The sequence below is a fragment of the Flavobacterium shii genome (assembly GCF_025847235.1).
GTDB classification, from domain to species: Bacteria; Bacteroidota; Bacteroidia; order Flavobacteriales; family Flavobacteriaceae; genus Flavobacterium; species Flavobacterium shii.
Window position 1 is genome coordinate 27199 of sequence record NZ_JAOZEW010000023.1, and the last position, 21451, is coordinate 48649.

At 34.8% G+C, this 21451-nt stretch carries 19 protein-coding genes; 3 read left to right on the top strand and 16 right to left on the bottom strand.

What is annotated here, in order from left to right:
- Window positions 1-198: 198 nt before the first annotated feature.
- From OIU83_RS23640 to OIU83_RS19050, 16 genes are all read right to left on the bottom strand, one after another.
- Entirely contained in the window at window positions 199-615 is a 417-nt protein-coding gene (locus OIU83_RS23640) for a Fur family transcriptional regulator (RefSeq protein ID WP_404827713.1), read from the bottom strand.
- Window positions 616-764: 149 nt separating this feature from the next.
- Window positions 765-1331, bottom strand: a complete 567-nt coding sequence (locus OIU83_RS18980) for a DUF2652 domain-containing protein (RefSeq protein ID WP_264207838.1) — start codon at window positions 1329-1331, stop codon at window positions 765-767.
- A 122-nt stretch (window positions 1332-1453) separates the two neighbouring features.
- Window positions 1454-1897 (bottom strand): DUF3347 domain-containing protein, encoded by a 444-nt coding sequence (locus OIU83_RS18985; protein ID WP_264207839.1) that lies wholly within the window; start codon window positions 1895-1897, stop codon window positions 1454-1456.
- Window positions 1898-2356: 459 nt separating this feature from the next.
- Entirely contained in the window at window positions 2357-3784 is a 1428-nt protein-coding gene (locus tag OIU83_RS18990; RefSeq protein ID WP_264207840.1) for an MFS transporter, read from the bottom strand.
- Between the two features lie 29 nt (window positions 3785-3813).
- Window positions 3814-5163: a TolC family protein gene (locus tag OIU83_RS18995; protein ID WP_264207841.1), complete on the bottom strand. Its 1350-nt coding sequence runs from the start codon at window positions 5161-5163 to the stop codon at window positions 3814-3816.
- A 23-nt stretch (window positions 5164-5186) separates the two neighbouring features.
- Window positions 5187-8291: an efflux RND transporter permease subunit gene (locus OIU83_RS19000; RefSeq protein ID WP_264207842.1), complete on the bottom strand. Its 3105-nt coding sequence runs from the start codon at window positions 8289-8291 to the stop codon at window positions 5187-5189.
- 21 nt (window positions 8292-8312) lie between these two features.
- Window positions 8313-9383, bottom strand: a complete 1071-nt coding sequence (locus OIU83_RS19005; RefSeq protein ID WP_264207843.1) for an efflux RND transporter periplasmic adaptor subunit — start codon at window positions 9381-9383, stop codon at window positions 8313-8315.
- 197 nt (window positions 9384-9580) lie between these two features.
- Window positions 9581-10168: a helix-turn-helix domain-containing protein gene (locus OIU83_RS19010; protein WP_264207844.1), complete on the bottom strand. Its 588-nt coding sequence runs from the start codon at window positions 10166-10168 to the stop codon at window positions 9581-9583.
- 121 nt (window positions 10169-10289) lie between these two features.
- Window positions 10290-10538: a heavy-metal-associated domain-containing protein gene (locus tag OIU83_RS19015; RefSeq protein ID WP_264207845.1), complete on the bottom strand. Its 249-nt coding sequence runs from the start codon at window positions 10536-10538 to the stop codon at window positions 10290-10292.
- 226 nt (window positions 10539-10764) lie between these two features.
- Complete coding sequence (locus OIU83_RS19020) at window positions 10765-11136, bottom strand: hypothetical protein (RefSeq protein WP_264207846.1); 372 nt, start codon at window positions 11134-11136, stop codon at window positions 10765-10767.
- A gap of 40 nt (window positions 11137-11176) precedes the next feature.
- Window positions 11177-13597: a heavy metal translocating P-type ATPase gene (locus tag OIU83_RS19025; RefSeq protein WP_264207847.1), complete on the bottom strand. Its 2421-nt coding sequence runs from the start codon at window positions 13595-13597 to the stop codon at window positions 11177-11179.
- Window positions 13598-13685: 88 nt separating this feature from the next.
- On the bottom strand, window positions 13686-14249 hold the full coding sequence (locus OIU83_RS19030) for a helix-turn-helix domain-containing protein (RefSeq protein ID WP_264207848.1): 564 nt from the start codon (window positions 14247-14249) through the stop codon (window positions 13686-13688).
- 274 nt (window positions 14250-14523) lie between these two features.
- On the bottom strand, window positions 14524-14901 hold the full coding sequence (locus tag OIU83_RS19035) for a GreA/GreB family elongation factor (RefSeq protein ID WP_264207849.1): 378 nt from the start codon (window positions 14899-14901) through the stop codon (window positions 14524-14526).
- Window positions 14902-15354: 453 nt separating this feature from the next.
- Window positions 15355-16383: an META domain-containing protein gene (locus tag OIU83_RS19040; protein ID WP_264207850.1), complete on the bottom strand. Its 1029-nt coding sequence runs from the start codon at window positions 16381-16383 to the stop codon at window positions 15355-15357.
- 478 nt (window positions 16384-16861) lie between these two features.
- A complete protein-coding gene (locus tag OIU83_RS19045; protein WP_264207851.1) occupies window positions 16862-17605 on the bottom strand; it encodes a DUF2490 domain-containing protein in 744 nt (247 codons plus the stop codon).
- A 281-nt stretch (window positions 17606-17886) separates the two neighbouring features.
- Entirely contained in the window at window positions 17887-18819 is a 933-nt protein-coding gene (locus OIU83_RS19050) for a hypothetical protein (RefSeq protein ID WP_264207852.1), read from the bottom strand.
- A 226-nt stretch (window positions 18820-19045) separates the two neighbouring features.
- Between OIU83_RS19050 and OIU83_RS19055 the strand changes: the two genes are divergently transcribed.
- From OIU83_RS19055 to OIU83_RS19065, 3 genes are all read left to right on the top strand, one after another.
- Window positions 19046-19939 (top strand): helix-turn-helix domain-containing protein, encoded by an 894-nt coding sequence (locus tag OIU83_RS19055; RefSeq protein WP_264207853.1) that lies wholly within the window; start codon window positions 19046-19048, stop codon window positions 19937-19939.
- Between the two features lie 272 nt (window positions 19940-20211).
- Window positions 20212-20757: a hypothetical protein gene (locus OIU83_RS19060; RefSeq protein ID WP_264207854.1), complete on the top strand. Its 546-nt coding sequence runs from the start codon at window positions 20212-20214 to the stop codon at window positions 20755-20757.
- A gap of 126 nt (window positions 20758-20883) precedes the next feature.
- A complete protein-coding gene (locus OIU83_RS19065; protein WP_264207855.1) occupies window positions 20884-21441 on the top strand; it encodes a hypothetical protein in 558 nt (185 codons plus the stop codon).
- The last annotated feature ends 10 nt before the right edge of the window (window positions 21442-21451 follow it).

Below are 21451 nucleotides of genomic sequence, written 5' to 3' on the forward strand. Positions count from 1 at the left end.
ATTTTAATTCTATGGCAAAGTTATCAGTCTGTTTTGGGAACCTGGTTGCAATTTATAGTACTGAAATCAAAAATTGTTAGTCAAAAATCTTAAATCAATTTTATTTATCAATTCTAATCTTGTAAAGTCTCGTCTCCTACAAGGTCTTTTCTGACCTTGCAGGATAAAGATATAAATAGTAGTTTTTCTTCAGAGAATCTAAAAGAACTTGGAACAATTTTCACAAATCCCTTTCATTACAAAATTGACACTTTCCAATAAGAATTTTTCGGGAAGCTGTATCGGTGGTATAGCAATGCTTTCGAGACAATATGTATTATGGCAGTGGTTACAATTAAAATGAACGTGCAACTCACCAACCGTACACATACAGGTTTCGTTACAAATTGAATATTTCATTGAACCGGAACCATCATCGATGTTGTGGATAAGTAAATTTTCATGAAATAATGTCAAAGTTCTAAAAATAGTTGACTTGTTAACTGTCTCTAATTCTGTTTCAAGGTCAGTTAAACTAAATGTTTTCTTAAACTCAGTCATTATTCTGAATATCAACAACCTTATTGATGTAGGTTTTATATTTCTTTTCAATAAGTTTTCTTCTAAGTTTTCCATTATTTTATACTTATCTATTAAACAGTAACACAAATTTAATCAATCTGACTGAAAATGGTTTTACAATATTCTTTGTTTGATTTATGATATTTAGACATTCGAAATCATATCCTTATATTTCCGCCAAAACAAAAAATTGATCTTACAGATTACAGATAGTGTATATAGCCAATTTCCGGTAGATACATACAATTATCGCAAGTATCATATTCAATTGTAGCTTTAGCCGGTTGTTCAAAATTAGCTTTTAAAAAGGCATCCGAAAATAATGCATACGGCGGGAATTTGGCAATATGATTTTTGAGCATTTTATGAGCTTCTACAATAGGCGCTCCGTAAAGCTTTTCAAATCTGCCTATTTTATATTTGGTAAAAATACCATAGTGTACAATAATTTTCAATGATAAGGGAATTTCCATAGCAAGCTGTAATGATAGTCTGGCTACTTCCTTTTTGAAGTTATCATACATTACCTCTATCTGAGTCAATGCATTGTCAAACGAGGGTATTTTACGGTATTTGTAAAACAATACAGCATCTCCTTCAATTTCAGAAACTTCGAGAAAAAGATTATTGCTGTCTATTATTGATTTCAGGAGGTTCTCTGTTATGTATTTCCCGATAAACATATTGGTACTTATAACAAAATCTGTAAAACCGGATATATCCGGAATCATTACCATTCCTGTTTCATATTGAGTAATGAGTTCTCTCATAATACTGATTTGATAAAAAAGACCCCATTTTTACCAACTTTCAAGATATTAAGGAAGAAGGTCTAAAATGAGGTCTGAAAATTGTTAGCAGATTTTAGCCTTAGACTAATGCCTCTCTATTATTATTTCTTTGTTTGGAAAACATTACCACAAGTGAGCATAGCCGAACCGAAATAAGGGTTCTTAATAACAGTTTCACTACTTAACCAATAGGCTTTCTTCATCGGGCAGTATTGATAGTAAACAGGTTGACTTACTTTCTCTGTACTGCTTACAAGTTGCCACATAGCGATTGAAACATCATTAAAAACGGCTCTTTGTTTTTCAATACTATTTGCTTTTGCTAATTTATCTACAGCAGTATTCAAATCATTCTTCTCTTTAAAAGCATCTTCCGCTTTGATTTCTTTTTGCAAATTGATAATTGCTTCAGAAGCTGCTCTGGCATCACTCTTCACTAAAGCATTCTTTATGCTGTAATACTTACTTAAAAGCGTATCTGTATTTTGGGCAAATCCTGCATATCCTAACAGCGAAATTGCCAATATCAATAAGTTCTTTTTCATGTTTTTTTATTTTAATTTCCTCAAGATCACACATTAAACAATAACTTTACAATAATACACTCAAAAACTTGTTAATCAATAAACAACACAACAACTATAGATATTAGCTATTGAGTAAAAACCTTAAATTATTGCTTTCCATCTTATTTAAATTTCATCGTTTAATAATGATACAAAGTTCAGCAAAAGTATCGCTCAACTTTTGTGTTATTTTCAATTTGATTTGTAACATTTACTGATTATAGAGAAAGGTTTTGAGGCTCTAAGCTGCAAAGGTTTAAATGTGTTGAATTGCCTCCTGCTTTAGCCGGAGGTTTAAAAATATGGCTTTTAGCCAAAATACTCTGTAATTTTGGCTAAAGCCGATACATGTTTTTTCATCATTATATTCCAGCTAAAGTAGGAGCCTATTCAAAATATAGTTTTCACTTTTTTAACGAATTATATAGTTTACCAATATTATTGTCTAAGTGTTTTGATAGAAAAAGCGGCAATTATCGCAGCAATTGCACATACAACGGCCGCAGAGAAAAATGCGGTCTGGAAACCTGCATTCAATGCAACAATATCAGTCGCTCCCATCGCTTTAAATGCATTGGTTTTGGCAGCAGAAATAGCTACAACAATAGCCAGTCCTAAAGCCGAACCCACTTGATAACTTGTATTAACCAACCCAGAAGCAAGTCCCATTTCTTCAGGTTTAGCTCCAGACATCGAAGCGATAGTACCCGGAATATAGGCTAATGACATACCAAGCGCCCCCAGTAAAGATGCAGGCAAAACGTTGATAAGGAATGTTCCGTCGGGCGGAATGGTACTAAACAGAAGAAGTGATCCTGTAAGAGCTATCAATCCAGCTATTAGATTTGCTTTAAAACCAAATTTAGCTACCAACTTTCCGGTAACGCCAACCATCAAAACCATGATGGCAATAGTCATTGGTAATAAGGCAAGTCCGCTATTAAAGGCTGAATAATTAAGAGTTTGTTGCAAATAAAGATTCAGAAAAAACCATAGCGGAATCCATCCTGCAGCCATTAAAGCCATCACCAGATTACCTCCTGAAAGATTAGGAACTTTAAAAATACTCATAGGTACCAATGGTTCCCTTTTCTGCTTTTGAACAACAAAGAAAACAAATAACAATACCAAAGAAAGCGCTAATAGTCCGATGGTTTGTAACGACTTCCACCCTGCTCCTTCTCCTGAAACAATGGCATATACCATTATCACCAAAGCGGCTGTTGCCAAAATTGCTCCTGCAACATCTACTTTTCCTTTTCGCGTAACACCCGCAAACAATAAATTTTTGCTATAAGCCAAAACTATAAGTCCTACAGGAATATTAATCAAGAATATCCAATGCCAGGAAAGCCATTCGGTAATTGCTCCGCCAAGAAAAACTCCTGCAGAACCTCCAGCCGCTGCTGCAGCTCCCCAAAAACCTAATGCTTTATTGAGTTCTTTTGGGTCGGTAAACTTGGATAATACTAATGTAAGTGCTGCTGGAGCAATAAGAGCCGAACCTAAGCCTTGCAAAGCCCTTCCTGTATTCAGTGCTGCTTCTGACCAAGCCACGCCTGCCAAAAGTGATGCGACAGAAAGGATAACAAATCCCCACATAAAAACCTTGCGAGCACCAAACAAATCCGACAAACGCCCACCGAGAAGCAAAAAGCCTCCGAATAGGATAACGTATGCATTAAAAATCCATTGCAAACTGCTTTGCGAATACCCAAGGTCGGCTTTTATTGCGGGCAGCGCTACCCCAATAATTGAGGTATCCATAATTACTATAAATTGTGCTGTACAAAGCAGGAAAAGTGCCGACCATCGTTTGCTATATGGTACAGGTTTGTCTATTGGTTGTTTATTATTTTTAGTCATATTTTTTATTTAATTATTTTGGTTAGTACTTATAGACTTAAAAGTCCAAGGGCTTGTTGTAGCTCTACGTGTAGCATTCGCAGGTTATATACAGCGTTTAGGTAGTTTATTTTGGCTTGTGTTAATGCTAGTTCAGCATCTGTAAGTTCTAGTCTTGATCCTAAGCTATTTCTAAAACGATCATCAATCATTCGGTAGTTTAATTCTGCCGACTTTACCGTTGTTTCCTGTATGTCTAATTGCGTTACGGATTCCTTCCATTTGCTTATAATCGTAGCTAGTTCGGTTTTAACTTCATCTTTTAAATCCTTTAGCAATATATCTTCTTGCTGTATTTTAATTTTGGCTTGATTAATCTGAGATTTAGTACGATTACCATTAAAAATAGGGACGCTAAGTTGTAAGCCTAAGAAAGAGGTTCTTGGCCAGGCATATTCGTTAAATTCCATATCATCAGCTTGTGCTTGTATCTGATATTGTCCTATTAATACCAATTGCGGCAACAGTCCTGCCCGAGCAGCCTTTAATTTTTTTTGCTGAAGCTCAATGGTCAGTTTTTGGATATTTAAATCCCTCCTGTTTTTATCAGCAATTATCAATGCTTCGTCAACTTGATAAAATTCGCCTTGGCTTACTTTTATGTTATATTCAAGGTCGTCTGTCAGTTCAATTTCTCCCGAATCTTCCAACCCAATAAGCCTTTTTAGCTCAATACCAGACACCTCAATATTATTTTTTAAATAAGAGACAGAAGATTTTAAATTTGCTACAGCAATAAAACTTCTTAGCGTATCTGATTTCAATCCTCTACCTTGTGCAAATAGCGATCTTGAATCTTGAAGTGCTTTGATATTACGTTGATGACTTTGTTCAAGTAAACCTAGTTGACGGTTCATCATCAATATGTTAAGATAGCGACTAGAAACTTGAAGTGCTACTCTACTTTTTAAATCAGCAGTTTTTTCATCCTGAATTTTCTCGTTGATTTTCGAGGCTTTTGTATGCTGATGTGTGGCTGGCGCAAAGATGGGTTGGTACAACGATACGTACGCATTATAGGTATTTCTTCCGCCAACTGCAAAGTCCTGCACCGCTTTGTCTGTGCCTACAAATGAACCTGGGAGAAATATTACCTGCCTGTCAAAATAATGAGAATAGCCTGCATTTGCCGAAATACTAGGCAGCAAACCTCCTTTTGTTTCTCGGGTCATTTCTTTGGCATTTATTTCTTCTAAGATTTGAACCTGTAATGCTTTGTTTCCTTGTTTTGCCATTTCTAATGCATCTGTAAGAGCCAGTTTTTTTTTCTGTGCATGCACTGCATTAGCACTGCTAAGCAATAGCAGCGCTGTAACTATGTGTAAGATATTTGTTTTCATTTTATCTTCTTTGAGATTTAAAATCATGATTCTATGGCTGGACTGTTTGTGTCTTCAGAATCTTCTTCTACAATAACAACTTCCCCTTTTTTGCTTGACAAATAAGAATAAACTGCTGGGATGATAAACAACGTTAATATTCCCGAAAAGACAAGTCCTCCCACAATAACAATTCCTAATGACTGGCGGCTGTTAACTGTAAGCGCTATAGGTAATGCTCCAAATATCATGGCTAGCGATGTCATTAAAATAGGACGGAAACGCTGCTCTGCTGCCTGTATTGCTGCATCGTATTTAGAAAGTCCTGTATCTTTGAGATGATTGGCAAATTCTACGATAAGTATTCCGTTCTTGGTAATTAATCCTACCAGTGTAATAATCCCGATTTGGCTGAACACATTTAAACTCTGACCAAACCATGAAAGACTTAAAATTGCTCCTGTTACTGCCATTGGTACCGTTAACATAATGGTTAGCGGATCACGAAGATTCCCGAACTGAGCGGCTAAAATCATGTAAATAAGTAATAATGCAAGGATTAGTGTAAAGGCAATATTACCTTGACTCTCGTCATAATCTCGTGATTGACCTGCTAGCGAACTTTTGAAATTCTCTCCTAGTACCTCTTTCTTTATTTTTTCGATTTCCTGTATTCCTTCGGCAAGGCTCACTCCTTGGGCAGTTGCTGCCGATACTGTGGCCGATATGTATTGGTCGTATCGGTAGATCGCAGCTGGACTTACGGCTTCTTCTGTTGTTATTAAGTTATTTAATGGAATCATCTTACCTGTTGCCGAACGAACATAGATAGCGCTTAAATCACTCTTATCATTTCTATACTTACGATCTAACTGACCAATCACTTCATATTGACGATCGTTGCGCAAGAAATATCCGTAACGCTGTCCGGAGAAAGAAAGCTGCAAGGTATGCGCGACTTCCTCCATAGATACGCCCATCAAGGCTGCTTTTTGTCGGTCGATATTTATTTTCATCTCTGGTTTGTTAATCTTGAGATCGGCATCAACAAATAAGAGTTTTCTGCTCTGGCGTGCTGCTGCCAGGAATTTTGGAAGCACAGCCGTTAAGCTATCAAGGCTTGGTGATTGCAATACATATTGTATGGGCATACCTCCTCCATATCGGCTTCCAATGGTTGGCGGCAGATAGGGAAACAAAAGAAATCCTCTAAATTTACCCGACGCAGCGCCATATTGGTTGTATAAATCCTGAATACTAGCTTTTCTGTCCTTAGGCTCCTTAAGATAAATACTCTGTACAGCCACATTAACAGGTGCCGGAGCGGGAATAAATGAAATAGCAACCATCGAATAGGTTTGATATAACCCATCGGTCGAGTCGTTTACATATTTTCCAACTTCGGTCATGTGCTTTTTCATATAATCGAAAGAAACACCCTCGGGAGCAACGGCAATAAGATTCATATTCGAACGGTCTTCAATTGGTGCAAGTTCTGAAGGAAGCCCTTTACCAACGAGATAAATTAATATGGTAGTACCTGCCAGGAAGCCCCAAGCCAACCATCTGGCTCGCATAAAAGTGATTAGCAAACGAGCATATCCATTATTTAAGCTGACGAAAAATGGTTCGGTTACACTATAAAACCAACTAGGCTTTTCTTCTTTCTTCAAAAAATAAGCACTTAACATCGGTGTCAGCGTCAGTGCTACAAAAGCCGATACTAATACGGAACCCGATACTACAATAGCAAACTCTTTGAAAAGTTGTCCACTAATACCTCCCATGAAAACAATAGGCAGAAATACTGCTGCTAACGTAATAGTAGTAGAAATAACTGCAAAATAAATCTCCTTGGATCCTTTAAATGCAGCCTGTATGGGCGACATGCCTTCTTCAATTTTTTTATAGATATTCTCCAGTACAACGATGGCATCATCGACGACTAGTCCTATGGAAAGTACCAATCCCAAAAGGGTAAGTATATTGATGGAAAATCCAGCTATATACATGATGAAAAATGCAGAAAGAATAGATACAGGAATAGCAATCACAGGAATAATAGTAGATCGCCAGTCTCTAAGAAATAGAAAGATGATTAATACTACCAAACCAAAAGCGATGAACAGAGTTTCTTCTACCTCCTTGATAGACTCTCGTACAGAACGAGTATAGTCGAAACCTACTATCAAGCGGTATTCCGATGGGATTTCCTTTTTTAGCTTATCTAGTCGTTTGTAAAATTCATCGACTACTTCAATTGCGTTCGCACCACGTTGTATTTGGATCGCCACACCAATACCAACGCGGTTAAGGTTTCCTGTTTCGTTAATAATAGCAGTACGTTCGTTCTCTTCTCCCAATTCGGCAGAGCCAATATCTTTGAGTCGGATTACTGTATTGTCTACTTGCTTGATAAGCATTTCCTCAAAATCCTTTACCGTAGTAAGGCGTCCCATTGTACGAATACTTAACTCGCTGTTATTCCCATCTATCCTACCGGCAGGCAAATCAATGTTTTCTCTTACCAATGCCTGACGAATGTCTTCGGGTGTAAGCTTATATGCTGCAAGTTTTGCGGGCTCAAATCGAAGACGCATCGCATACTTATGCTCTCCTACAATAGCAACGTTATTGATTCCCGGAATAGACTGTATTCTATCTTTGATGGTAGTAGATGCGAGATGACTCACTTCTTTTATGTCTTTGGTATCGCTTTCCACCTGAAGGAATGCCACTAGATTATCTGGCGATGATGCTTTTTGTACGATCGGCGGATCCACATCGGTAGGGAGCTGCTTGCGTGATTTGGCTACTTTATCCCTTACATCGTTTAGTGCGTCTTCAATGTTTATTTCACGATTAAACTCTATCGAAATGACACTTACCTGTTCCCTGGATTCAGAAGAAATGGTCCGTATTCCATTTGCTTCAGCGATAGATTCTTCCATTGGTCTGGTAATCTTGGATGCTATTACATCTGGATTTGCACCGGCATAGAAAGTAATTACCGAAATTACTGGCGGTTCTGTTAACGGAAATTCTCGAATACCTAATTGCTTCCATCCTATTATTCCTAAAATGACAATGAGGAGAGAAAATACCCCGGCTAAAACCGGTTTTTTTATACTTAAAGCTGATATACTCATAACGCTAAAATTTGAATTTGATTAATTGGGTACAACAGCTTTTACAGGCGTACCATCTCCTATGCGCAGCATATTTGAAACTATGATACTATCACCAGTTTTGATCCCAGATGTGATAATAGCATCCGTTTCTGTCCTATTACTTATGGTAACTGCCACGGGTTTTGCTACTCCGTTTTTTATTATAAAAACAGCATAGCCTTTATCACTTGGCGACAAAGCTTCCGTTGGTACCATTATTCCTTTTGTTCCCTGCTTGGTCACACTGAAATAAACTTTTGCCGAAAGGCCTGCCCGAAATTTTCCGTTTGCATTATTTGTTATCGCTTGTACCTGTAAGCTTCTGCCTTGCGCATCAAGACCCGGTTCAGTAGCATTGATAGTTGCCGAATACTCTTGATCGGATAATTCGGAAGTAAATCGGACTTTGTTTCCTGTTTGTATCAACGGTAAGTATTTTTCGGGAACAGAGAAATTGATTTTGATGCTGCTTTGATCCTGCAACTGCACCAGTTCTACACCAGGCGATACATACGCCCCAAGGTGTACTTTTGAAATTCCGATTTTTCCTGAAAACGGAGCTCGGATTACAGTCTTGGCTAAGTCTACTCTTAGTAGTTCTTGCTGTGCAATCAAGGATTGGTAGCGCATAACCGCTTCATCGTTTTCCTGTGGCCTTACAGTTTCGGTTTTTAAAAGATTAGCCACTCTATCTTTAGTTAAACGAGCCAGTTCTAATTCGGCACCAACTTGCTTTAAACGCGATCTGATGTCGGCATCATTCAGTTTGTAAAGCACTGCCCCCTGACTAATGTAGCTACCATCTTTAAAAGCTACATGGGTAATTTTTTGTGGCAGTTCGCTCACAATAGAAACTTCGCGATAAGGCATCATCGTTCCCACTACAGCTTCTTCTTGATTGAGCAGCTTTTCTTGCGCGATTATAATGTCAACTGGTAATTTGTTGGCATCCGCCTTAGCTGTTGCCGCTTTTTCAGGCACTTTTTCAGTTTTGTTTTCACAAGCAATCAATAAGACGCTCAACAGGGGAACTAATATTCCCAACCTTGGTGTAGTATGTTTGTATAACATGTTCTTTTTTTTAATTATCCAACTAACTATTAAATTTCAGTGTCAAAATTACATAGAGATGCTAGGGGGCTTTATACACAATTACAGGTAAGAGTTGTGAGATTTACTTTTGAGGAAGATTTTTGAGAAGGTACTAAGGTTCTGAGGTGCAAAGGTTTTCCATAGAGGCATACCGCAGTGCGTCTTAAGTTTATATTCTAAGAAGCCTTATTTTTATGGGATTGCTTGTCGATGATAGCAAGCTTATCAAGTCTTATTTTTTTGTAGTAGGAAGAAGTAAAACCAGTATATTTTTTTAACTGATTAGATAAATGTGCGGGGCTGCTGTAGCCTAACGTATGGGTAATCTCGGACATTGATTGATCAGTATATACGAGGAGTTCTTTTATCTTTTCGATTTTTCTGAGAATGATATATTTTTCGAGAGTTTGTCCTTCAACAGAAGAAAATAAAGCACTAAGTGTATCGTAATTCTTGGTAAGCTTATTACTGATTAAGGAAGAAAATTTAGTAGCTTTTCCACAATCCAATTGCATTTTGATACCAATTTCTACTAGTTCTTTTATCTTTTCTACAGTTTCTTGAGTTTTGCAGAACAGTAATTCAAATCCATATTTTTTCAGCATCGATTTAATTGTAATCAAACTCATAGCAAGATCAGCCGTATCTTTTATTATGATACGCCCTAACTCAATAGTAATGATTTCAAAACCTAGATTTGAAAATTCCTGTTCGAGAACATAAATGCATCTGTTGCAAACCATTCCTTTGATTAGTAATGTCATAAAATTGATATTAGTGATGCAAGTAGTAAGACATCTATTTTTAGTAAAAAGTCACCTTAATCCATCATGAAGAATCTAAATAAAGTGTGAAACATGGAGTTTCACACAATTAAACGTTGTCTTAATTGCCGCAACATCCTGTTGATGAACTCGAAGAACTAGTAGTATTATTGCTACCAATAGTATAGCCTGCCTTTTTAATAGCATCTATAAGATCTTCCATGGCATCATTGTCTTCAACAGAAGCGGATAGCTTTCCTGCTTCCAACTTTTGGACTTGAATACCATCAATATCTTTGATAGCTTTATTTACTCTGGCTTGGCAATGTGCACTTTCCATATCGGGTATGCTTAATATTATATTTTCCATTTTGTTTTAATTTTGTTTTACAAATTTCACATACTTCAACTGTTTTTTATAATGCTATTCCTTGTTTGATTTATAATATTTACTGATTGAACATTGGCATTGATTTAAAATTAATGATGCATTACTGCTTTCAAAATAAAAGAAAATAAAAAACGGCGGCCATGAAATCATGAAACCGCCGTTTGGCAAACACATCAAAGAGTTTTTTTTAAACTAAAAATTAATTTTATTTTACAATGGGAGGATTATAATCGGAAAAACTTGTTACTCTTAACGTATCTACTCCTTCCAAAGACCAGGTAATAGGTAACATTGTCATATAACCGCACTTAGGACATTTATCTCCTTTTGAGCCTATCATTTCTTTATGCGACGGACAACCAGTAATAAATTTTCCTTTTTTATCAAGTGCCTGACCAAGCGCATTTTCATACTTGTTTACTTTTTTTGTCGTGTCTTTATTTACTAAACCTTCAGTATGATTGTGAGGATCACTATCATTATGAGCATCTTTCATTTTTTTATTATCGCTTCCACACGATGAAGCCAATATTGCTATTGAAGCCAATATTATTATCGCAAATTTATTTAGTTTCATCTTGATTACTATTTATTATCGTTATTTAGAGAATCTTAGTTTATTTTTTCCATTTTAAACGTAAGCTGTTACTTACTACACTTACACTACTCAGAGCCATTGCAGCTCCAGCAATCATAGGGTTTAGCAAGAATCCGTTTATTGGATATAAAATCCCTGCAGCAAGGGGAATACCAATAAGATTGTATATAAACGCCCAGAATAAGTTTTGTTTTATGGTTGCTACTGTTTGTTTAGATAATCGAATAGCTTGAGGTATTTTGTTAAGATCAGATGATATAATGGTCATCTTTGCCACATCCATTGCGATGTCACTCCCCTTACCCATTGCAATACTTACGTCGGCTGTTGCCAAAGCTGTACTGTCATTAATCCCATCACCTACCATTGCTACAATTTTGCCTTGCTTTTGTAGCTCTTTTATAAAGTCTGCTTTGTGTTGTGGCAATACTTCTGCTTTGTAATGTTTAATCCCTGTTTGTCCAGCAATAGCTTTTGCAGTAGCTTCGTTATCTCCGGTAAGCATATACAGTTCAATGCCCATATCCTGCATTTGTTTAATTGCTTCTACAGATGTTTCTTTAATCTTATCCGAAATTGCAATAACCGAAAGAGCCTGTCTACTGTTGGCAAACCAAATTACTGTCTTAGATTCTTTTCCCCATTCATCTGCTTGATTCAATAATTGATTTGCAATAGTAATATTATTCTCTACCAACAATTTCTTATTACCTACAAAATAGGTTTCGTCTTTGTAGACAGCTTTTGCACCTTTACCCGTGATACTCTCAAAATCGGATAAAACCACACTTTGCGCACCTTCTAATTTTTTTACTACGGCTTCCGCCAAAGGATGTTCTGATTGTTTTTCGATGCTGTTTAAGATATCCTTTGTAGAATCTTCATTATCCAGCCATTTAATCCCCGTTACTTGTGGTCTCCCTTCGGTAATGGTTCCCGTTTTATCCAAGACAATAGCTGTTACCTTTCTCGCTAGTTCCAAACTTTCGGCATCTTTAATCAATATGCCATTTTCTGCTCCTTTACCAACACCTACCATAATCGCTGTAGGCGTAGCTAGTCCCAAAGCGCATGGACAGGCAATAACCAACACGGTAACTGCTGCCAACAATGCTTGTGCTACGGCATTTTCTCCACCTAGAAAGAACCAAAGAAGGAAGGTAATAATTGCTATAGTAATCACAATTGGGACAAAAATACCCGCAATCTTATCTACCAATTTCTGCACTGGGGCTTTACTTCCCTGAGCATCTTGCACCATTTTGATAATTTGCGCAAGCATCGTTTCTTTACCTACTTTAACAGCTTTGAATTGGAAACTACCTTTTTGGTTTATCGTTCCGGCAAAGACCTTTTCGTTCTCTATTTTCAATACGGGAACAGGTTCACCACTCAACATACTTTCGTCAACATAGGAATTACCTGAAATAACCATTCCGTCCACAGCGATTTTCTCACCTGGTTTTACCAAAATAATATCGCCAACATTTACGTTTTCAATAGCTACTTGTTTTTCTGTTCCGTCGGGTTGAATAACCATCACCGTTTTGGGCTGTAAACCCATTAATTTTTTAATTGCTGATGAAGTATTTCCTTTGGCTTTTTCTTCTAATAATTTACCAAGCAGAATAAACGCAATAACTACCGCTGCGGCTTCAAAATATACGTGAGCATGTAATCCTCGCTGATGCCAGAAATCCATGAATAGCATGTTGAATACACTAAATAAGTAAGCGATTCCTGTGCTTAAAGCCACTAATGTATCCATATTGGCAGAGCGGTGTTTCGTTTGCTTCCAAGCATTTATGAAGAAATCTTTACCAAGCCAAAGAACTACAGGGGTAGAAAACAACCACATAATCTCATTACCATAAGGCATATCCATAAAAAACATCCCAATGGTAACGACTGGTAACGATAATACAACAGCCCAGATAGTTTTACTTTTTAATTTTTTGAATTTCTCTGCGTGGATAGCTTCCAAAGATTCCTGCTGTTTGGTTTCGTCTACAATAAGTAAGTCGTAACCAACGGCTTGAACGGCTTTTTGAAGTTTATTTGCATCTGTGAGATTTGGTAGGTATTCAACAGTTAGATTTCCCGTTGCAAAGTTTACAGAAGCACCAACTACTCCTAACTCGTATGTTACAATACTTTCTGCGCTACCCGCACAAGATGCACAGGTCATGCCCAGAACTGGGAAGGTATTTTTAACTGTTCGAACACCATATCCTAAGTCCTTAATAGCCTTTACGGCATTACCAACTGTTTCATTGCCTTTAACAGTAATGGCTGCCCTACGGTTGTTTATTTCTACTTTGTGGGTTTCAATGCCTGTAACCTGTGCTAATCCTTTTTCTACGATTAATGCACAGTGCTCGCTGTCTACATCTTCAAGAGGGATGTAAATTATTTCCTTAGTATTATTATTTGTTGCCATAATTCACTTGTTGTAATTTATATGCAAAGTTGGCAACAATATCTATGGATTTTATTGTGTAATTATGGATTTGATTTGTAAAATTTACTTACACCTTATCCAATGGCTTTCTTTTTTCTTCTCGGATTTGTTTAAAATGGCTTGGTGTTAACCCAGTTACTTTCTTGAATTGATTGCTTAGGTAAGCAACACTTGAATAGTTTAAGCGCAAAGCTATTTCGCTCAGCGATAACTCATCATAAACCAAAAGTTCTTTAATTTTTTCGACCTTTTGAGCAATAAAATACTTTTCTATCGTCGTACCTTCTACCTCCGAAAACAGGTTGGAAAGATAATTGTAGTCATGGTTGATTTTTTCACTCAATATGTCTGATAGATTATTTTTTGTATCATTATCCTGATGATGTACCAGATCGATGATAATATTTTTTATCTTTTCGATGATTCTGCTCTTTTTGTCATCAATAACCTCAAAACCTAGAGGAACTAATGCTCCTTCTACAGAATTTCTTTCGTCTGGGTTTAACTCCTTTGTAAGCGTAACCTCCCCAAGCTTAATATTTGTAAAGTCCAAGCCTAGTTTTTCGAGCTCGTTCTGAACCACCATTATACAGCGGTTACAGACCATATTTTTAACGAATAATGTACTCATATCTTAGTTAGATCAGATTTTTATTATTTATGTACCGACAAATCTACTATTAAAATTCAATTAACCATTAATTATAAGTTTCTAACGAATAAATACACGCTTGTTTTTAGTTTACTAAAACTACTGACTAGAAACTCAACTGTAATATAGCCTGTTTCAACCCAATCATTTTTATTATTTATTTCATCAAAACCTTTTCAAAATAGATCTTAGTCAAAAAAAAACATCCCATAAAGAAAAGTTCTTTTGGGATGTTTTAAATTTATAAAGAGCGTTAAGCTACTTCTTCTACTTTTAAGATTTCTAGTTTTAAGTCTCCTTTTTTAGAGGGCCATTCTATAAGATCTCCTACTTTATATCCTACCATTGCAATGCCTTCATCTGAAAGAATTGAAAATTTATTTTTGTTCGGTTTTGATTTTTCAGGACCTACAAACTCAACCGTTTTTTCTTCGTTGTTTGTATGATCTTTATAGGTTACTTTTCGGTTTACCGAAACAATATCATCCGGTAAATCTCTCCTTAGTACCTGTGTTGCTTTTTTAAGTTGAAGAAGCAGCAATTTTTCTTCTTCAATTGTTACTTTCTTTCTTCTTATATGGTCTTTAATTAAATCGTATATTCCTGTTGTTAAAATAATATTTTGTGACATAACTTTCTGTTTGCTCCATTCTCATAGGTATGATATATAACTCTTCATTAAACATCTTATAGCTACTATAGTTTTATGTTTAATGATATCCTAATCCTAAATGAAAATTGAAGATTAAATAAATGAGCGCTTGAATAAAAGAATCCCCGTCTAGAGTTGTGACAGGGCTTAATTAATAAACTCTTTGGAACTTTTTAAGAAAGTATCGTCATGCAGATATAATAACGTGCCCATAAGGCTCATCAAGCGATTATTTTTTAGATAAAAATTTGAAATAGTCATTATTATAAATGCTTTTAATTTTGTGCAAGTTAGCTCTTTTTTTTGAAAGAAAAAATCCTCAAAAAAAATGGAAGTAAAATAGTCACGTTTAACTCCGTACTTAAACCAAAATTAGTATAAACAACAAAGCCTGAACATTGTCAGGCTTTGTTGTTGTATGAACTATATGATTTACTTTATTGTTCCAAACATCATTATCAATTTATCATCAAGATAAAAATTCAATGTTTGTTCAGCCACATCAAAACGTATGTCTTTATTGTCTAAAAGAGATAGTATTTTTTGTTCTGTTTTAGCAGCTTCTGGATCAATACACGCCATTCTTGTAGATCCTAAATTACCAAACTGAATATGATCGTTTCCTTTAAGTGTATATGTTCCAAAGAAATTATTGCATCCAGAATTTCCACTCACTTTTTTAGTAGCTGTGTCAAATTTAATAGAAGCTTTTCCATAATCCTGTCCTACGTTTTCAAGCATAATTAGTTTCCAATCGTTCTTACCAATAAAGCTCCAAATATCATTTTGAGTAGGAATAGTAAATTCCATGATGATTTTATTTTTTAAGTTTTTAAACTGTACTTTATTGTTCTTCTGTACAATTTTAAACTTTTTATCTTGTATCGCTTTAGTAAAGTTTTGCTCTAATTTCATGCTTGCTTCATCACAAGCCATTAAAGTTCCAATAGATGAACCAATTTGAATCTGATTTTTTGAAGCAAGTTGAGTGTAGTTTACACTAAATCTATTGCACCCGCTTTTTCCACTAATTGTTCCTGTTTCTGGGTTTATTGTCAAATATACATTCCCAGTACTTATTGTTTTTCCATTTAAGCGGGTTAATGTCATTTTTGTATCATAAATACCTTTAACTGCGGTTACAGGTGTTTTTGAAATAATACTTTTCAATTTATACTCGTATGAAGAAGCATCTGCGGGAATAAGACCTTGTCTTTTTGTTCTTATTACCGTAATCTCATATCGGTTTCCTTTTTCGAAGTTAAAACCATCGATATGATCGTAAAAAAACTGCCAGTCTTTCTTATTATCGTACTTTACCTGTAAGCACTCCATAGGGCCTACACCTTGACAAGGTACTTTGTTTTCTTTCACAAACATTTTCAGGGTCTCTTGTCCATAAGTAAATGAGGTTACTAGTGTCACCATCATCAAAACAAACATGCATTTTAAATTTTTCATTCTTTTTAAATTTTGTAATACTTCTTTAAGTATTGATTATTCTATGTTTTGGTTCTTTTGCATTAACTGTGCCATTTTAAAGCTTTTTTGTTTTTTAAAATAATTTTATGCTTTTGAAAAAATTAAAAAAAGGATTAAATATTCCATTAAAAAGGAGTCTTTTTATATGTTTTAAAAACTAATAAATTCACCCAATAAACAGATTTAAATTAAAGTTTTTTATGTACTGAGTGGCTTCTGCAAAAATCATTTTTTTAGTTACCGATATGATTTTACTCTACTAATATACAGAAAAATACATCATGATTTTTCAAAAAAAATATCCCGCAAAGAAAGGTTCTTTTTGGGATGTTTTAAATTTATAAAGAGGCTGCGTTCTTTGATACCTTTTAAAGTCAGGAATCAATACTATTTTCTCTTGCGTTTTTACAGTTCATCAAGAGATTATTTGTTAAAAAAAGTTAATTTTTTTTGTAGTCTACAATCTTACATAAGCTGCCAATTGCACTATATTATTTACTGTATTGTTGTTTTTACCTAGAATAAATTGATTCATATATCCTGCTTCAATATCAAATTTTGGACTTACTCTCCATCCTAATGCCAGATAAGCTCTGTTTTGGTCAAAAAAACGATCATTGGGAGCATTTTCTATATTCACAAATACTTCATTCTGCAATGCTACAAAAGCTCCTTTGGTAAAATTGTCTGTTGGTGAAAGAGGAAAAATCGAACGGGCAAAATAACGTAATCTCTGTGCAAAGTCATAACTATCGGTTACTAGCTCATTTTGCTCAATCGTTGCTTGCCCCATATAACGCTGCTCTAGTCTAAAACGATGTTGTAGAGTAACAGGACGACTATATAATGCAAACTTCTGGTTGAGAATAAATTGTTCCCATATTCTATGTTCAGGTACCCAACCATCAACATCCATAATATTCCTATTGTTTCCTATGTAGGCATAACCTACCGTGGCAATCATGTTGTCTTTTATCTGATAATTCAATCCGGGACGTATAATATAAGACTGAATATCTTTTAATTCATCTGTAGATCTGGCTTGTCCATCAAAATGGATACTGAATTTATCATTTAACTTATAAGTGAAAAATGCGGCACTCCATCCGCTAAAAGTATTTTGTGTTTGTGCATTTGCAACTGTACTAATCAAAAGAAGAATAATGCTGAATAAACTAATAAATGGTAATCTAAAAATCATGTTTTATTGAATTTTATAATGGAATTGCTAATTTATATAATTTATAATTTAGTTCAGAATTCCGCATTGTTAATTCATGTTTTACTTATCAAAACGATTATAACTGATTATTTATCATTAAGAATGTTAAATTACTTTTGATGGTTCATTTGTACTATCGTAAAATATAAAATGATGAAACTTAAATTATTTTTTTAACAATATACTCCCTACTTTACACTACTTATTTATTTTTAACTAAAAAGAAACAACCCTAAAATAGTAAGTTCACAGAATTATTTCTAAACCGTTTCCTTTCTTTTTATTTTGAGGAACATTAATAAAACTGTCGCAAAATAAATCAATCCCGGAACTCCTCTTAAAGGAAAATCATACTTATTAAGGTCATCAATTAGCTGTTTTGAATAAGATTCTCCTAGCTTCAACTGTATATTAGGGACAAAATACATTGCTGTGATTAAAAATATCCAAAGTAAGGTCACAAACATTATTGCAACATAATACCTCGAAATACCAATAGGACGCTTCCAAAACATAGGAATTAACAATAGTAATGGAAGGTAATCGGGTATTAAAAATACCCATTTAAAAACCGGAATATTCAATCCCACTGTCTCACGAGTTGCCATCCACTCCGATGGTGCTATTAATTTCCACATAGGATATCCAACTAAACTTTCCATATAAAGAGTTCCCCATGTATATAAAGACAGGCTAAAAACACTAATAAATAGCCATCGCTCAATGGGTTTACTTTCTTTAAAATAAATATTCAATAGTCCAAAAGCAATTAATACCTGAAAAACTGCTGGTAAAATTTGCAAATTCATTGCTGTAGAAAGAAGTTCCCTTTGAATTGCTTCACTAAATCCTGTTAAAGGTAATTTGTTATGAATGGGAAGTATTATAAAAAGAGTAGTTGATACTGTAATAATTGCCAATAATGCCGAAGACCAAATAAGCCATTTATTAAATATCCCCGAATAAAATCGAACTAAAAATAATGATGAAATAAGCATTAATATAGATGGAATGGTTGAAAACCAAAGCATTTTATCATTAAACACTTGTAAATAATCATGACTATTTTCATGTACTTTACTCATTTGTGGGTAACTGATAAAATAGGTCATCATAATTACACCAAAATAATAAAAACAGAATAGAAAATAGATAAGCAGTACCCATTTTGCACTTGTAGAATTGTCTTTCATTGTCTTCTTTCTAATTGTTAAACCAGCAATAAATTGTGCTTTTATACAATACACTAATCTGATTACTACTATTTTACTTTCAACAGTAAATATACACAACTTCCAATTACAACATATAAACAACACTAATAACCAACAAATTATACTTATTTCCACTTCTTTTTATGCAATCATATTTGTTTAGTTTTCTTACCTTTAATAATTGATTCTGTTTTATAGAAATATTATGATTGAAATTCTTAATCTTGATCGAAAACAATTCCCTAGTGGCTATAGCACACATTCGGTAAAATCTGAAGAGTATGCGCTCTTAAACCAATCATTTAGGAGTTCTTTTTACCAAATGTTCTGGATAAAATCGGGTGAACTTACTCTTAATTTAGATAACAATTTATTGGATATAAATAAATCTGAATGTGGCTTTATAGGCATAAACCAAGTCTTTAGTGTAGAAACAAAATCTAGTTTTGAGTTACTCCTTGTTTGTTTTGATGAGGATTTTTATTGCCGTACAGATCTAGACAGGCAGTTTTTATCATCGTGTGTGTTTTTTAATTCGGAACAATTATTAAAGTATAAATTACATAATTCTTTAAAGAAAATTATTGTCCAATACTATCAGTCTTTATTGCATTTATGCAGACAACCGTTTGATGGGTTAATGTATCATTTTGCACACAATACTGTTGAGCGATTGTTGCTTTTTTCTCAAAAAGAATTATTAGACAGATCCTATGGTCCTATCGAAACCTTTAAAAAGGGAGATGTAAATATTGCAAATCATTTTAGGAAGTTGGTAAAAGAAAACCTAAAACAAATTAGACTTGTAAAAGATTATGCAGAAAGACTCAATATCTCTGTAAAATCTTTAAACGAAATTTGCAATACTATTTATGGAATTCCGCCCAAAAAGGTAATTACCGAAGAAATTGTCATAGAAAGCAAACGCTTGCTTCGATATACAAATATGAGTATTAAAGAAATCGCTTTTGAACTCCATTTTTTGGATCCAAGTAATTTTATTCGTTTTTTTATAAATGCTACAGGAGTATCGCCTACAAACTACAGAACACAATTTGAAGAAAAAAGAGTTTACATCTCAAAAAGTAAAATTATATAAATAGTGATTAAAACTTGGTTCTAATGTCATAATCATACTATTTTAATCTTTTTTATAATAAACCTTTGGGAACTTCTTACTATAAATTACACATAGTGTTTTCATAACTCACTACTACAATGAATGTTAAAACATGGTTAAAATCATATTCTGTCGTAAAATGACATTAAAAAGTCCTTTTTTGACTTTGACTTCCGTTGTTCACGCAAGTACTTTTGCACCAAATAATTTAAGTGTCTAAATATCTAGACCTTACTCTAAAAATTTCTAAAATGAAAAGATTTTTAATAGCTGCATCATTTGCAATTATTGCAATGTCGGCAAATTCTGTTTTTGCACAAACAACGAACCTAAACGTAAATCTAGCAAACGTTTATTCTATTGAGGTAACTAATCCAACGGTTACTATCGGAATGAATACTGCGACAAACTTTACGCAAGGTAACACAACTGGTTCTTTACCGAACCACGTTAAAGTGAGTGCAACAAACGGTTACAAAGTAACGATTCAGGCTGCTACAGAGTTAACATCTCCTGGTAATGACGTTATCCCAGTATCTACTGTTGTTGTAACGACTACACCGGGTACTTATTCTGGTGCTCCAGGTAGTATTGATGCGGGATCAAGTGCTACTTTCCCTGCAAATGCTCCGGCACTTAGCGTAACGACTCCGGTTGAGCTTATTTCTTCAACTAAAGGTGATATCCGTGGATTTAACGTACAGTACACAATTCCTCCAGTGAGCGCTCCTGTTTACTTAAACAAACCTGAAGCTGTTTACACCACTTTACTTACTTATACTATAGTAGCAAACTAAATAATAAAACTTTTAATAAAATGGCACTAATCTATTCTTTATGGGTTGGTGCTGTTTTATCTATTTAATACTCAGAATTGGTTGTCTTCTGGAGGGTATTGTTTAACCATTGGAAACATAATTAATTTGAAAACTTCAAAAATCATACGAAATTTATTTCTGTTGCTACTTTGTCCTATAGCTGTAATAGCTCAAAGCATAGGATCGGCACAAACACAGGTAAACGTTACTATAGCACAGGTACAAAGCATACAGATTTCTCAGCCTACAGTGAGTATAAGTATGGCTAAGCCTTCTCATTTTCTTTTGGGAAATGATTCGGGTCAACAATCAAACCATATAAAGGTGAGTTCAAGTACTGCTTATGAAGTAACTGTAAAAGCAAGCGCTGAATATTTTTCCCATAACGGGAACACTACTTCATTGCCTGTAAATACAATTGCCGTAAAAACTGCCACAGGTAACCTTACTAATTCTAATGCTCTTCCTCCGGCTGGGCTTCAGGTAGCATCGCAAATTATGCTTTCTACACAACCTACAACTATTATAAAATCTCCTTCTGGTGAATGGGGTCGCGGTTTTCATGTTGATTATGCAATACCCGAAACAAAGTCACCAAGCTACCTTAATCGGGAAGCAGGTGCATATAATACTACAATTATGTACACTTTAATTCCTCAATAAATGGTATATT

Excerpts from the sequence above, each read along its gene's own strand:
- OIU83_RS23640 (WP_404827713.1), bottom strand. The coding sequence starts at position 615 with ATGGAAAACTTAGAAGAAAACTTATTGAAAAGAAATATAAAACCTACA.
- OIU83_RS18980 (WP_264207838.1), bottom strand. The coding sequence starts at position 1,331 with ATGAGAGAACTCATTACTCAATATGAAACAGGAATGGTAATGATTCCG.
- OIU83_RS18985 (WP_264207839.1), bottom strand. The coding sequence starts at position 1,897 with ATGAAAAAGAACTTATTGATATTGGCAATTTCGCTGTTAGGATATGCA.
- OIU83_RS18990 (WP_264207840.1), bottom strand. The coding sequence starts at position 3,784 with ATGACTAAAAATAATAAACAACCAATAGACAAACCTGTACCATATAGC.
- OIU83_RS18995 (WP_264207841.1), bottom strand. The coding sequence starts at position 5,163 with ATGAAAACAAATATCTTACACATAGTTACAGCGCTGCTATTGCTTAGC.
- OIU83_RS19000 (WP_264207842.1), bottom strand. The coding sequence starts at position 8,291 with ATGAGTATATCAGCTTTAAGTATAAAAAAACCGGTTTTAGCCGGGGTA.
- OIU83_RS19005 (WP_264207843.1), bottom strand. The coding sequence starts at position 9,383 with ATGTTATACAAACATACTACACCAAGGTTGGGAATATTAGTTCCCCTG.
- OIU83_RS19010 (WP_264207844.1), bottom strand. The coding sequence starts at position 10,168 with ATGACATTACTAATCAAAGGAATGGTTTGCAACAGATGCATTTATGTT.
- OIU83_RS19015 (WP_264207845.1), bottom strand. The coding sequence starts at position 10,538 with ATGGAAAATATAATATTAAGCATACCCGATATGGAAAGTGCACATTGC.
- OIU83_RS19020 (WP_264207846.1), bottom strand. The coding sequence starts at position 11,136 with ATGAAACTAAATAAATTTGCGATAATAATATTGGCTTCAATAGCAATA.
- OIU83_RS19025 (WP_264207847.1), bottom strand. The coding sequence starts at position 13,597 with ATGGCAACAAATAATAATACTAAGGAAATAATTTACATCCCTCTTGAA.
- OIU83_RS19030 (WP_264207848.1), bottom strand. The coding sequence starts at position 14,249 with ATGAGTACATTATTCGTTAAAAATATGGTCTGTAACCGCTGTATAATG.
- OIU83_RS19035 (WP_264207849.1), bottom strand. The coding sequence starts at position 14,901 with ATGTCACAAAATATTATTTTAACAACAGGAATATACGATTTAATTAAA.
- OIU83_RS19040 (WP_264207850.1), bottom strand. The coding sequence starts at position 16,383 with ATGAAAAATTTAAAATGCATGTTTGTTTTGATGATGGTGACACTAGTA.
- OIU83_RS19045 (WP_264207851.1), bottom strand. The coding sequence starts at position 17,605 with ATGATTTTTAGATTACCATTTATTAGTTTATTCAGCATTATTCTTCTT.
- OIU83_RS19050 (WP_264207852.1), bottom strand. The coding sequence starts at position 18,819 with ATGAAAGACAATTCTACAAGTGCAAAATGGGTACTGCTTATCTATTTT.
- OIU83_RS19055 (WP_264207853.1), top strand. The coding sequence starts at position 19,046 with ATGATTGAAATTCTTAATCTTGATCGAAAACAATTCCCTAGTGGCTAT.
- OIU83_RS19060 (WP_264207854.1), top strand. The coding sequence starts at position 20,212 with ATGAAAAGATTTTTAATAGCTGCATCATTTGCAATTATTGCAATGTCG.